This is a genomic window from Exiguobacterium sp. s34, assembly GCF_018617435.1.
In the GTDB taxonomy this organism is placed as follows: domain Bacteria; phylum Bacillota; class Bacilli; order Exiguobacteriales; family Exiguobacteriaceae; genus Exiguobacterium; species Exiguobacterium aestuarii.
In genome coordinates, this window is record NZ_JACSKE010000003.1 from 283,384 (window position 1) to 296,106 (window position 12,723).

The following is a 12,723-nucleotide window of genomic DNA, read 5'->3' on the forward strand; positions in this document are numbered from 1 at the left end:
TGACTGGCTGACGCCAGTTGGTCTTTTTTTATCGATTCATCATTATGTACTCATTCATGATTTTCCGCACATCTCAATCGTCGATTATGCTATGATTTTCTTAATTATCAGAAAAATATAGGGGGATTTTGAATGGTGCATCCATGGGTTTCACATTTAAATGATCAAGTCATCGGGCAATCAAAAGCAATCAAGCTTGCTTCGATCGCATTATTGTCAGGGGGGCACGTCTTGCTCGAAGATCGACCTGGGACAGGGAAAACGACTCTCGCGCGTAGTCTGGCGAGTTCCGTTTCAGCGGCGTTCCAACGCGTACAATGTACGCCGGACACATTGCCGAGTGATATTTTAGGGATGGAACTGTTCAACCCGACGACGGGGGCGTTCGAACGTCGGACGGGTCCAATCTTTACATCCATCCTTCTTGTCGATGAGATTAACCGCACAACGCCACGAACACAATCGGCCTTGCTTGAGGCGATGCAGGAGCGGCAAGTGACGCTCGGGGAAGTGTCACTTCGGTTACCAGAGCCTTTCTTTATGATTGCCACACAAAACCCGTTCGACGGGCAAGGGACATTCCCGCTTCCGCAAGCCCAGTTGGATCGATTCCTGTTCAAATTGACACTTGCTCCCCTGTCACGAGATTCAGAACGTCGTTTGATTCGAAACGAGCATCTGTCGACGGAACCGTTCTCGTTGCAACGTGATGAGCTGTTGAAGATGCAACAGGAAGTACGGGATGTCCGATTCCATGAGGCGATGGAGGACTATCTCCTCGATTTGATGGAGTCGCTCCGACATCACCGGGATATCGAGGTCGGTCCAAGTCCAAGGGCGACACTTGCCTATACGATGGCAGCTCGAGCACATGCCTATATGGAAGGACGGGACTTCGTTTCTCCAGAAGACATCCGGGCACTTGCTCTTCCTATCTTAGGACACCGCATCGTCTTGACGGTCGAGGCTTCCTTAAAAACGAAGCCGACGAAACTCATCAAATCTGTACTCGAGACCATCCCGGTCCCATCAGAGGTGTAAGATGCAGTTAGTCAGCCCACGCTATCTCGAGTCCGGATACATGTGGCTCTTGTTTGTCGTCGGGGTCTTCACGGCGCTATATGGGAATGTCTTAATTGCAAGCCTGTTGATCGGGTTCAGTCTTTATGCCTTGGTCATGCCCGCTTTCATGTTTCGGTTGGCAGAACAAGTGCATGTCGACCTCACCGAGGAGCTAAAACTGTTCCCGAACGATGACGCCATCTATGTGTTAAAACTCGTATCTACCGCAAAAGTACCACTTGGAGTCGTCCGCCTCTCTGGTTATCTGCATCCGACGGTAGAGTCAGAAGGTCACGCGTTTTGGCGACAAGAGAATTTTGTTGAGACGAATGCAACCGTCGACTTTACCATCCCGCTCCATGCGAAGAAACGCGGCCCGATCCGTCTTGAGGCAATCGGGATGGAGATTCGTGACCCGTTACGGATGTTCTCTTTATACAAAGAGGACGCGCTTCCTCGAATCGGATATGTATTCCCTGAGTTTTCACCGTACCCAATCCCGAAACGGCCGCCTACCCTTCCTGGGGAGGAGATGGTCCGCCATAGCGCCTATCGTGACCCGGAAACGTTCCAGTCGGTAACACCTTATCACGGACAGCCGATGCGACAACTGTATTGGTCGGCCTATGCGAAGACAGGTGAACTGCTCGCCCGTACGGAGCAACCTGTACAAGCGAATGAATATGTCATCGTCCTCGATTTGTTGACGAAAGACGGACGTGCCCTCACCTATCAGATGGAGCGACTCATCTCACAAGCTGCGGCCTTATGCCGAGATTTTGAGAAAGAGAACGCGAGTTACGGCCTGATTGTCCCGACACTTACGAAAGACGGGATCACGTACGATTTACCGCCTGGAAGTGGAGAAGTCCATTTCCGTAAAATCATGACGACGTTCGCCTGTCTGTCAGAGAGCGATTTTCCATTGGCTCGTTCGTTGTTCGAACGAAAAGTCGCCAAGTACAGCGGGAATCAATCGATTTTACGGTTAGGAGGTGACGGACAATGAGATGGTTATGGTGGGTCTTTTCAGCTTTTTATATCGGCCATGTGTTTCCTTTGCTCTTTTTATTGACGCTTCGTCTCCCTCGGAACACCCAACTCATCGTGCAGACGGTCATGAGTATCGGTGCCCTGTATTTCTCATACGAGATGAGCATCTTGCTGCTCGTTTTCACCTACGTCCATGCGTTTATCCGAACGTTGGATTGGACGGATCGTTACGCGATGGCGAGTGTCCTGTTCTTAGTGGCGGACTGGTTGTTCCCACCGGCGACACAACCGCTCGCGATGGTGCTCTTTCCGTTCATCTTTTTAATTTGGCAACGAAACTTATATTATCGTCGTGACTATAAACGTATGGTGACGATGCTTGTGCTCGGTCTGGGAATCGGGTTAGCCGTTTCTCTCATCCTGCGTACGATCAAAGAGCTGTTGTTCGGAAATGTCATCGCCTGGATCAGCCCTTTCTTCTTATGGATCGGTAGCTGGTTCGACGGGATTGTACTCGACCCGAATGATCGAGTGAACCGCATTCTAGTCCCAGACAATCCGAACATCAATGCAGAGACGGTATCGCAGGAGACGCTACTCGAGACCGCTTCGAATGAGTCACTGTTTTTCATCGGCATCTTTGTTGTCACCTTGTTGATTGGTGTCGGTTTGTTCTTCTATCTACAGAAGCGAAAAGATATCCAGGAAGGTGGAATGATTCCAAAAAGTATTCACCACCCAACGCTTTCAGATAAACGTATCGTCCGCTCGCCACGGCAAATCCAGCTCCTCGAAACAGGTCGGAAGCTCGAGCAACTTCAACCACGTCTGCGCGAAGAGACGGTGTCTGACTGGCTTCAGCGAATCGAGTTCACGGACCATACGTTGTACGCGGAATGGCTAGAGGCAGCGGAGTATGGAGATAAGGAAGCCCCGAAAGACGTGAATGAGTCTTTCGAGCGGCTTGTCACACAGTTGAAGAAACGATAAAAAAACATCCGGTCATGAGGAAACCCTCTGCCGGATGTTTTGCTTTGCGTTATAAAATTGGACTGAGGAGGCGTGACACGCTCTCCTTGAAGCGAATCCAACGGGTCCTTGACTCATATCGTTCAATCGTCAACCGCTCCGCACGGGCCTCGTCCCGTTCGAATGCATCGATGACCGATTGTGCGACATCTCGGTCAAAGACGAGTGCTGAGATTTCAAAATTGAGGCGGAAGCTTCGGGCATCGATATTCGTCGTCCCGATCGAGGCGACTTCTCCGTCGATGACGAGGGTCTTCGCATGAAGGAACCCTTCCTCGTACGTAAACACCTCTGCTCCGTAACGTACGAGTTCTGCCGCATTTGCATAGGTCGCCCAGTAGACAAACATATGGTCCGGCTTATTCGGGATCATCAGTTTGATTTTTGTGCCTGCCATGAGCGCAATTCGGCAGGCATCGAGGAAGCTCGCATCCGGAATAAAGTAAGGAGTCTGAATGTAGATACATTCCTTCGACTGCGTGATCATTTTGACGAGCATGTTCTTCAGATGCTCCGTCGAGGAGTTCGGTCCCGATGTCACGATTTGAACCGGGGAAGCGTGATGTGAGACTCCTTCCACCGGCCATATGAAATCGTCTTTTTGCGCCTTCGTTTTCGTCGGGACTGAGCGATTCCAATCCAAGATGAACCGTTCGAGCAATTCCTTGACGGCGTCGCCAGAGATGCGCAGATGGACATCGCGCCAATAGCCGAAGTGCTCATCTTTTCCGAGATATTCATCCCCGACGTTGAAACCGCCAATATAGCCGAGTCCACCGTCGATGATACAAAGTTTTCGGTGATTTCGATTGTTCACACGGAAGTTGATCCCAAGTTTTGAGGGGAAGAAGGATTTGACTTCCCCGCCGTGCGCGAGTAGGTCCTTGAAATGTTTATGTCTCAGTCCCCTCGACCCGACAGCATCATAAAGGAGACGGATACGTACCCCTTGTTTTGCCTTCTCCGTTAGCAGACGAATGAGTGACTGGCCAAGCGCATCATTTTGGATGATGTAATATTGAATATTGACTTCTTTCGTCGCTCGTTCAATGTCTTGAAACATTTGATCAAATTTTTCCGTTCCGTCGTGCAAGACACTGATATCGTTGTGGAACGACATCAATGCATTCGTCGACACGAGGTTCAGACGAGCAAGTCGACGATATTTCAATAGCAGCGGATGGTCGAACGGTGCGAGGGTACGGTCGAGTTGGTCGAGCTGTTCTTCGACATGATGATGGTACGCTTCGCGTTTCTCTTCTTCGACTTCATAAAAGTTTTGAGATTTGATCAGTCGACCAAAGAAGATGTAAACGAAGAAACCGATGAGCGGTAGGAAGAAGAGGACGAGTAACCACGCCCACGTCGTGCCGATATCCCGCCTTTCAAAGAAGATGATGGTGATGGCGAACGTGAGATTAAGTAATAAGATGAGCCATGTCAATATGACGATGATGAGTCCGATAGTCACTTCCATCGTATCCCTCCCTTTCATTCAATTCTTACCCGAAATCAAGCAATGTTAGCAAATATTTTTCATGATGTGGGTATACATATAGGAAGAAGTAATGAAACGGGGGAAGTTTATGGAAGACATGATGATCGGGTTCAGCTTACTTGTCCTTATCGGTGCACTTTCACAGCTATTGGCATGGCGGTTTGACTTCCCGGCCATCTTGATTATGACCGTTGCCGGAATTTTGGTCGGTCCGATTTTCGGTTGGTTGGAACCCGATCAAATACTAGGCGACCTTTATAGCCCCCTTATCTCGATTGCGGTGGCCCTCATCTTATTTGAAGGAAGCTTAAGTCTTGAATTTAAGGAGATTGATGATTTAAGGAGACCGATTTTTCGTCTCGTCACAGTGGGCGTATTCATCTCGTTCATCCTGACATCTCTATTATTGATATTTATCGGTGATTTTCATTGGTTACCCGCCTTCACACTCGGCGCCATCTTTGTCGTGACAGGACCGACCGTGATCATTCCGCTGTTACGGCAAGCGAACTTATCACTTCGACCCTCAAAAGTGTTGAAGTGGGAAGGAATCATCGTCGACCCGCTCGGCGCTCTGATGGGCCTATTCGTTGTTCGGATCGGATTCATCTTGTATCAGAACGACGGGCTCGCAAGCCATCTACCGTTCTTTTGGTCTTGTATCGTCGCTGTCGCCTTTGGGATTGCGGTTGGTCATTTACTCATACGCCTATTCGGAAATGAGAAAGTTCCAGAATATTTACGGACGACGTTGACCTTCTCCGGCGTCCTTCTCGTCTACTCGATCAGCGAATGGGTCATGCACGAGGTCGGATTGTTGGCCGTGACGGCGATGGGCTTGACGATGGCGAATTCCAAGCATGGTCATCTCCATATTTTGAAACAGCTTCGTGAGTTTAAAGAGAATATCTCGATTTTGCTCGTCTCGACCGTATTCATCATCTTGACCGCGAGTTTGACGCGAGATAGCTTACTCGCCGTCTTCGATTGGCCGCTCCTCTTATCGATTATTGGAATTTTATTTATCGTCCGTCCGGTCTCAGTACAAACGTCGTTACTTGGATCACCTTTGACGACGAAAGAACGGGCACTCATCAGCTGGATTGCCCCTCGTGGAATCGTCGCTATGACGGTGACGGCATTCTTCGCCCAAGAGATTGCCGAACTAGGGGTTGAAGATGCGGAGCGGATGTTGCCGATTACCCTCGGGCTCGTCGTCACGTCTGTCACCTTACATGGATTGACAATCAAACCGCTTGCCAAACGGTTAGGTTTGACGAAAGTGAAGAATCCTTGGGAGAAAGGATAAACACAAAAAAGACACCGCCCGATGGCAGTGTCTTAAATGAGCTTGAATTAGTTCAAGACTTTGATTGTGATCGACTTGCGACCGAAGTTGAGCGCTTGCTCTTGTGTCGGCATCAAGATGTCGATCTTGTTACCTTTGATGGCACCACCAGTGTCTCCAGCGATTGCTTCTCCGTATCCTTCAACCCATACTTTAGAGCCGAGCGGGATGACAGAAGGGTCGACCGCGATGACTTTTTGGTTAGGGTTCGAACGAACGTCGATACCTGTCGCTGTGATTCCAGAACATCCAGCACAGTATGGTGTATAAGCTGTTGCTTCAACAGTCATTGTCTTACCTGAAGCCGGAGCTTGGGTTTGCGTTGTAGACGATGCTGTTTTCGTAACAGGTGTTGATGTTGAAGTCTTCGGTGCTGATGTCTTCGCATCATTCGCTACCGATGCAGCTGCTGCACCTTTCACGGCGAACTCTTGTCCTGGGAAAATAAGATCTGAATCAAGACCGTTCCAAGTCATCAATTGATTAACAGAGATCCCGTGGTTCAATGCGATACGATAAAGTGTATCACCTGATTTAACTGTATACGTTTTAGATGCAGTAGAAGCTTTTGCTTCTGCCTTTCCAAGTTTCAAGACTTGGTTCGGGTAAATCATATTTGAGTTTAAGCCGTTCGCTTGTTTAATGTCGTTTACAGAGACGTTGTTGTTCACGGCGATACGATAGAGTGTATCTCCAGACTGAACTGTGTGTGTTGATGCTGCCGAAGCTGGAGCAGCGACTCCTAAACTAAGGCCAGCGAGTGCCGTTAGTGTCAATAGTGGTTTTTTCATAAGAATATTCCTCCCTTTTCTAACGCCCCCTTACTGTAACACCTCTATATTTCACAGCGATTACAGGACGATATGAGAGTGATATCAGTTCATTTACAGAACAATTCATGAGGATGAGAGGTTTCAGAAAATTGTTTTAATCCATCAAAACGGCTTTACAGAGCCATTTTAAGATATAATAAAGTATGAAATAAGGAGGTTTTGGTCTTTGGAACTATTACTGCTATATTACATTGTGACTAATTTACTAGCGTTTGTGTCATTTTTTGTCGATAAACGGCGTTCTCGCGTCGGGGCTTGGCGGATTTCGGAGCGTACGTTACTGACGATGGCATGGGTCGGTGGGGCGTTCGGGGCTTATTTGGCGATGCGGATCTTCCGACATAAGACATTGAAGCCGAAATTCCGGATCGGGGTACCTGTTGCTATTCTTGTCCATGCGGCTTTTACAGGGTGGCTGATCTTTTGAATCTATTATGAGGAGAAACATTTTGGTGAATCATTTGAAACTATCTTCTTTCACTATTATTGATGTGATTGAGAGACAAATTCATTTTGTTGAGACGAACGATGTGTTTGAAGATTTATCTGTGGAAGATCTACATATAGGTCAGCTACGTAATTTTCAAACAGGTCAGTTGCTGGCTTTACGTGCTATGTTATCAGATGTCATGGAGATGAAAGAGAATCAGTTCTTAGAAAAATACCTAACAGTGATGGATGATTTGAATGAGCGATATAAGGCTGGTGAATTTTCGAGCCATGGCCAGACTGATCAACTGAATGGCTATACTACTGCAGTCATCAATATCTTATCTTGTATCGATCCCGAATTCTGTTTTGCGTTAGAAGATCACTTTGAGGGTTTGTTGTACTAACTTGAAGAGTATGGTTGATGAAAACCTTTTATAAGGTCTCCGAATCATTTGATAGGCGCTCTGGAGGGAAGACATTTGGAGAATGAATTGTTGTCGAGATTTACTCTAGTAAACATGATTGAGAGAGAGATCATGTTTATTCATAAGCAGGCATTATTTGATAAAGCCTACTATCAATCGTATGACGAAGGTCAGCTATTAGCATTCGAACAAATGTTAGAAGATGTTAGGGTTATGTATGAAGATGAGTTTGTTAACAAGTATCTAACGTTACTGAATACAGTAACTGATTCATTTAAGACATCTGAACATCAAGATGAAGCGATTGGACGTAAACTCGCAGGCTACAATGATGCGATTTCAACAATCGTTACATATATCAGACCAGAATATCCTTACAATTGAAAAGATTAAAAGTAAGCTGCATTTTATCAATATGTATTATAGAAGAAACTGGTTTAATTATCATTCATTCAGTTGAGAGAAATGTAAGATTTTTGGCATGTTTTTCGGTTTTATTTTTCATGACCCGATATAACTCATTAAAAAATATCATGATTTTGAGGTGATCCATTGGAAGGGACTCAATACCCGTCCGCAACAATATGGGACTCTTCATACTGCCCCACGTCTCATTTTTATGTTTCGAAACAATTCCATTTAATATGGGTAATAGACGGTGAATGTGATTTATCAATTGACGGGATTCGTTATCAACTTACACCAAAGTCAGGATGTATGATTGGACCGAATCAATTCTATTCGATACGTCTCTCAACATCGATGAGTCGCGTATATGAAATCTCCTTCACCCCACAAGGAACACTATCAATCCTATTAGAAGAAATATATGTTCGACCGTATATAGAGAACCATTACCCACCCTACATTTATGATTCTAATCAGAAGCAAGATCGTACCGCACTTCAAGCAGCTGAGAAAGCGGTAGATCGATTATTATCAAACGATGACTTTTCATTGTTTGATTCACTCCTTCACTTAACTGTCATTTGGCGCCATCGTATTCAACGAATGAAGGAACCGATGTATCGTTCTAATTCACTAAATCGTGTCACCAATCTTCTTCATTCGATTCATTCAGAAAAATATTCCCGTCTGACATTAACTCAGTTAGCTGATCATAACAATTTAAGTAAAAGTGAATGTTGTCGTTTATTCACTAGATATCTAGGTACTTCCCCTTCTCAATATATCCAATCAGTTCGTATGCACGATGCTGCGAATACATTACTTACGACACAAATATCTATTGCTGAAACAGCTCAATTATACGAATACTCATCAGTCAGTCACTTCGTCCAGACGTTTAAAGCACATCACACGATCACCCCGCTCGCCTATCGAAAAAAATACCAAACGAAAAGAGCCGAATGATTTCGGCTCTTTTCGTTTATCTTGCCGTCCAACCGCCATCTGCTTTCAACACATCGCCATTTACGAAGCTTGAATCGTCCGATGCTAAAAAAAGCGCGACGTTCGCAATCTGCTCCGGCTCTCCCATCGGTGCTTCCCCGGCACCTTGAATGGCACGCATCCCCATTTCGCTTGGCGCCGTGATTGTTGAACCAATGTTCGTATTGACGCCACCTGGTGCAATCGCGTTTGCCCGAATCTTACCTAACGTCCCATGTGTCGCCGCGATGTTCTTCGTTAAACCGATTAACGCATGCTTCGATGCCACATACGCTGCACCACCTCGTGTACCGAACAATCCTCCGACCGACGCGTTGTTGATGATGACGCCACCACGGTCCTGCTTCTCCATCACTTGGATGGCGGCACGTGAAAGTTTCATCGGGCCGGTCAAGTTGACGGCAAGGACACGGTCCCATAATTCATCTGTCACTTCACCGACGGTCATGAAGTTGTCCATAATTCCTGCATTATTGACAAGAATGTCGACCGACCCAAACGTTTCTTTCGCTGTATCGACGAGTCGGTCGATATCTGACTGATTCGCTACGTTACCAGCGATGCCGACGACATCTCCACCTCCCGTCTTGATCTCTTCGACCACTGCCTGAACAGAATCTTCATTCAAGTCGAAGGCGACGACCCGTGCACCTTCATTCGCGAACAGTTTGGCGATGGCTCGCCCCATACCAGAACCAGCACCTGTAACGATTGCCGTTTTTCCTGAAAGTTTCACCGAACACTCCTCCTTTACAAGTAAGAACGTATATAAAGCGTGATGACAGCAAGCTACCTGTCACTATGCTATACCCGTATTTGTTAACGTACACATGAAGAAACATGGCGAATTTTCTTCAATTGATTTCCAACTATCTTTATACTTGAGTGGAGACGACTATATAAAGAGGAGAGATGATGTGAGACCATTCCATTCAACGATTCACGGTCAAGGCGACCCTGTTCTTTTCCTTCCCGGTGGGGGATTCACTGGATCACAAGGCCAGTTATTTGCCGAAGCTCTACATAACGATTTCGAAGTACACCTGTTAGATTTACCTGGCTTTGGTGAAAGTGAGGGACTACATACTTATGCGACATCGAAAGTATTCGCGGACTGGGTCGAGGCGTATCGAATCTCACGACAACTTGAATCGGTTCGGCTGATCGGTCATTCGATGGGAGGTGCTATCGCCTTGGCATATGCGGTCCATTATCCAGATCAGGTCAGCCGATTGGTTCTTCTCGATCAAGGACATAAACCAAACGCCATCCTCCCTTATCGTGAATATGGCATCTTCGGATTCACCTTCCCATTACTGCGACTACTGTATCACAACGCACCAAGACGCCTGTTGAACTGGATGGAAGCACAAGTGAGCACACGTGACTCTATATTTTCCGAAGAACGGTTCCAGCTGTTCTGTAGACGAATCGGGGTCGAACCGAATGCAAACGTTCGAACAGCTTTTGAGCGACCGGCGCGTCTGTCGTCTGGTGGCTTACATTTGTTGTTCGGGTACGACGGGCTTGATTTCAACGACTTGTTACAACGTGTGCAATTGCCGACGCAACTCTATTATGCGGACTTCACAGGTGTTGATTTGAAGGAGGCGAAACGAACGCTCCATCATGTCAAACGAGCGGAACGACAACTTCATCCCTCTGTACAATTAATTGCCGTACCAGGCGGACACTTCGTTCAGTGGAGCCGTCATTTCTCGATGGGACACGTTGAGCGATTCTTACGTACATAAAAAAGGCAGCGGAACCTTCTCCGCTGTCCTTTTTCGTCATGATGTCCGATTGTGGCGTACGAGCCATTCGTGGAGCTGGTGTTGTAGCTCGGGATGGAGCGGCTGCCTGAGTTGTGAACGATATTGCTTTTTCACGTCCAAAATACTCATCTCACCGTCGAAATGTTTCAACATATGGTCCATGTCCTTAATCTTTTGTACCTCGATCTGTTCCGCGTGGAGTGCGTCGAGCTCGTCAAGATGATGAGCGTCCGTTTGAACGTCTCGGTTTCCCGTCATTGCGAGCGTGGGAATGTGCAACTGAACTAGTCGCTCACGAAGCGACTCATCCGTGAAAGCAAGATGCTCCCGTAACCATTTGGCAGGGAATTTCATCAATTGGATACGCATCGTGTCCTGATCCGTTGCTGTGACGCGTTCGAATAGTTTTTGTTGTTTCCCGATGACCGACTTCTCGTTCAAGCTAAGTCGAAGCAGTTTGCCCTTGATTCCTTTCGTACGTTTCACTTCATCGAGTAAGGCATGCGCCTGTTCCTGCATGCTCGTCTTCAAGGCAACACCGGCCCCCGATAACAGGATGAGACCGGAAACGGATTCACGTTCGGCCGCGAGCGTCGCAACGATACATCCTTCGCTATGGCCGAGCAGCAATATGTCTTGTGAGACATGGTCACGAGATTTCAGATAACGGACGACCGTCGTCACGTCATCAACGAGTCCTGTCAGACCGACACTATTTCGATTGCCGCCACTTTTGCCGATTCCCCGTTTGTCAAAGCGTAACGTGACGAAACCTTGTGTCGTCAGCCATTCTGCCAGGTCTTTATACAGGTTCGACTTGAAGCCGGTCCCGTTCCCGTCGCGGTCCAATCCACCCGTACCCCCGATGAGAATGATGGCTGGAAATGGCGACTGACCATCGTGTGGAGTCGTCATTGTAGCCGCGATGGTTGATTCTCCTTGAATGAATACCTCTTCTTGCTTATACATCATCCATTTCCTCCTTTTCTTCGACGGGCATGAACGCATACGAGAACTTTCGTAACGTGCGTTCTTTGGATGGCTCATTGTCCAACACATCTTCCAATAAGTCATAGAGACCTCTCAAGAATCGGTCACTTTCAGTATCGGACAGGTAGAGCGGGATACTCCGGAATCCGACTTTGTCTTCCGGGAGATCGATCGAGTCGCGCTTCAAATAGTTCCCGAAATCCATGAGCAGTGACATCGTGAACGTATAGCAGACCATGTACAGTTGCCCGCGGTCCTCCTCCTCGACAATCTTATTGATACTGGTCAACGGGTTGTTTTGAATCGCATATACCTTCTCATACACCCCGCGTACTTTGTTCTCACTGACGACGGATAAGATCTCGTCTTGTACCATCTTATTGATATGGCGATAGAGGCTCGCCTGAGGCACATCTGGAAGTGCTTTTGCCAAATCAGCGGTCGTAACCCCTTCATTCATCAAAACATGTTGAAAGATTTTCATACGAATCGGATTCAACAAACTTTTTAAAACATCTTGATTCATTATCTTCACCTCAATGTTATCACATTTGATAATATTATTATTTTTGATAATATCATGCGGTCGAATCGTTGTCTATGTCCATACAAAAAAGCCGCCCTCATAAGGCGGCTGATTCGACACATCCCTTGTGATTAACGTTCACAGGCGATCCCGTCTTGATCACGGTCTTTCGATTTATTCGCGTCATATAAAGGTTTATTCACATATGGCGTATACCGAGTTTTTCCGCCTTTGTTTTTCGTCGTCTTCGACTTTGCCACTCCACCTTTATACACCTTGTTCAGCTCCGTACAATTTTTGAAGCGTTTCGCCGCTGCATCGACCGATTCCGTTGGTGCTACACTCAACCCGATCATGAGAACGAACGTTGACAGTACCAGTAAGATTTTTTTCATCAAA

15 protein-coding genes are annotated in these 12,723 nt (G+C 46.9%); 9 read left to right on the forward strand and 6 right to left on the reverse strand.

What is annotated here, in order from left to right:
- The first annotated feature begins 132 nt into the window (after positions 1–132).
- From KNO87_RS08395 to KNO87_RS08405, 3 genes are read left to right on the forward strand one after another with little or no spacing between them, the layout of a single operon-like run.
- A complete protein-coding gene (locus tag KNO87_RS08395; RefSeq protein ID WP_214788060.1) occupies positions 133–1,041 on the forward strand; it encodes an AAA family ATPase in 909 nt (302 codons plus the stop codon).
- Between the two features lies 1 nt (position 1,042).
- Positions 1,043–2,071, forward strand: a complete 1,029-nt coding sequence (locus tag KNO87_RS08400; protein WP_214794982.1) for a DUF58 domain-containing protein — start codon at positions 1,043–1,045, stop codon at positions 2,069–2,071.
- Positions 2,068–3,045 (forward strand): hypothetical protein, encoded by a 978-nt coding sequence (locus KNO87_RS08405; protein ID WP_214794984.1) that lies wholly within the window; start codon positions 2,068–2,070, stop codon positions 3,043–3,045. The genes KNO87_RS08400 and KNO87_RS08405 overlap by 4 nt, the downstream gene beginning before the upstream one ends.
- A 49-nt stretch (positions 3,046–3,094) precedes the next feature.
- Here the strand turns inward: KNO87_RS08405 and cls are convergent, their stop codons facing one another.
- On the reverse strand, positions 3,095–4,561 hold the full coding sequence (gene cls, locus KNO87_RS08410) for a cardiolipin synthase (RefSeq protein ID WP_214794986.1): 1,467 nt from the start codon (positions 4,559–4,561) through the stop codon (positions 3,095–3,097).
- Positions 4,562–4,670: 109 nt separating this feature from the next.
- Here cls and KNO87_RS08415 point away from each other — a divergent pair, with 109 nt between their 5' ends.
- Entirely contained in the window at positions 4,671–5,891 is a 1,221-nt protein-coding gene (locus tag KNO87_RS08415; RefSeq protein ID WP_214794988.1) for a cation:proton antiporter, read from the forward strand.
- Positions 5,892–5,938: 47 nt separating this feature from the next.
- On the opposite strand, the gene KNO87_RS08420 is transcribed toward KNO87_RS08415, so the two are convergent.
- Positions 5,939–6,721 (reverse strand): LysM peptidoglycan-binding and 3D domain-containing protein, encoded by a 783-nt coding sequence (locus KNO87_RS08420; protein ID WP_214749086.1) that lies wholly within the window; start codon positions 6,719–6,721, stop codon positions 5,939–5,941.
- A gap of 208 nt (positions 6,722–6,929) precedes the next feature.
- Between KNO87_RS08420 and KNO87_RS08425 the strand changes: the two genes are divergently transcribed.
- The 4 genes from KNO87_RS08425 (at position 6,930) to KNO87_RS15575 (ending at position 8,994) form a co-directional block, all read left to right on the forward strand.
- Positions 6,930–7,190, forward strand: coding sequence for a DUF1294 domain-containing protein (locus KNO87_RS08425; protein ID WP_214794990.1), 261 nt, complete (start codon positions 6,930–6,932; stop codon positions 7,188–7,190).
- Between the two features lie 25 nt (positions 7,191–7,215).
- Positions 7,216–7,599 carry a hypothetical protein gene (locus KNO87_RS08430; RefSeq protein WP_214794992.1) on the forward strand — a complete coding sequence of 128 codons (384 nt, stop codon included), beginning with the start codon at positions 7,216–7,218 and terminating at the stop codon, positions 7,597–7,599.
- A gap of 75 nt (positions 7,600–7,674) precedes the next feature.
- A complete protein-coding gene (locus KNO87_RS08435) occupies positions 7,675–8,004 on the forward strand; it encodes a hypothetical protein (protein WP_214794994.1) in 330 nt (109 codons plus the stop codon).
- A gap of 168 nt (positions 8,005–8,172) precedes the next feature.
- Positions 8,173–8,994: a helix-turn-helix transcriptional regulator gene (locus KNO87_RS15575; RefSeq protein ID WP_214794996.1), complete on the forward strand. Its 822-nt coding sequence runs from the start codon at positions 8,173–8,175 to the stop codon at positions 8,992–8,994.
- A 16-nt stretch (positions 8,995–9,010) separates the two neighbouring features.
- Here the strand turns inward: KNO87_RS15575 and KNO87_RS08445 are convergent, their stop codons facing one another.
- A complete protein-coding gene (locus KNO87_RS08445; protein ID WP_214794998.1) occupies positions 9,011–9,769 on the reverse strand; it encodes a glucose 1-dehydrogenase in 759 nt (252 codons plus the stop codon).
- 181 nt (positions 9,770–9,950) lie between these two features.
- On the opposite strand from KNO87_RS08445, the gene KNO87_RS08450 reads away from it, so the two are divergent.
- Positions 9,951–10,787, forward strand: coding sequence for an alpha/beta hydrolase (locus tag KNO87_RS08450; RefSeq protein WP_214795000.1), 837 nt, complete (start codon positions 9,951–9,953; stop codon positions 10,785–10,787).
- A 36-nt stretch (positions 10,788–10,823) separates the two neighbouring features.
- Here KNO87_RS08450 and KNO87_RS08455 read toward each other — a convergent pair whose 3' ends face one another.
- From KNO87_RS08455 to KNO87_RS08465, 3 genes are all read right to left on the reverse strand, one after another.
- Positions 10,824–11,777 (reverse strand): alpha/beta hydrolase, encoded by a 954-nt coding sequence (locus tag KNO87_RS08455; protein WP_214814651.1) that lies wholly within the window; start codon positions 11,775–11,777, stop codon positions 10,824–10,826.
- Complete coding sequence (locus KNO87_RS08460; protein WP_214795004.1) at positions 11,770–12,324, reverse strand: helix-turn-helix domain-containing protein; 555 nt, start codon at positions 12,322–12,324, stop codon at positions 11,770–11,772. The genes KNO87_RS08455 and KNO87_RS08460 overlap by 8 nt, the downstream gene beginning before the upstream one ends.
- A gap of 131 nt (positions 12,325–12,455) precedes the next feature.
- On the reverse strand, positions 12,456–12,719 hold the full coding sequence (locus tag KNO87_RS08465; protein WP_214795006.1) for an excalibur calcium-binding domain-containing protein: 264 nt from the start codon (positions 12,717–12,719) through the stop codon (positions 12,456–12,458).
- Positions 12,720–12,723: the final 4 nt, after the last annotated feature.

Bases quoted from the DNA above. Each gene is read 5' to 3' on its own strand.
- KNO87_RS08415 (WP_214794988.1), top strand. From the start codon at position 4,671: ATGGAAGACATGATGATCGGGTTCAGCTTACTTGTCCTTATCGGTGCA.
- KNO87_RS08395 (WP_214788060.1), top strand. From the start codon at position 133: ATGGTGCATCCATGGGTTTCACATTTAAATGATCAAGTCATCGGGCAA.
- KNO87_RS08405 (WP_214794984.1), top strand. From the start codon at position 2,068: ATGAGATGGTTATGGTGGGTCTTTTCAGCTTTTTATATCGGCCATGTG.
- KNO87_RS08420 (WP_214749086.1), bottom strand. From the start codon at position 6,721: ATGAAAAAACCACTATTGACACTAACGGCACTCGCTGGCCTTAGTTTA.
- cls (WP_214794986.1), bottom strand. From the start codon at position 4,561: ATGGAAGTGACTATCGGACTCATCATCGTCATATTGACATGGCTCATC.
- KNO87_RS08460 (WP_214795004.1), bottom strand. From the start codon at position 12,324: ATGAATCAAGATGTTTTAAAAAGTTTGTTGAATCCGATTCGTATGAAA.
- KNO87_RS08465 (WP_214795006.1), bottom strand. From the start codon at position 12,719: ATGAAAAAAATCTTACTGGTACTGTCAACGTTCGTTCTCATGATCGGG.
- KNO87_RS08400 (WP_214794982.1), top strand. From the start codon at position 1,043: ATGCAGTTAGTCAGCCCACGCTATCTCGAGTCCGGATACATGTGGCTC.
- KNO87_RS08455 (WP_214814651.1), bottom strand. From the start codon at position 11,777: ATGTATAAGCAAGAAGAGGTATTCATTCAAGGAGAATCAACCATCGCG.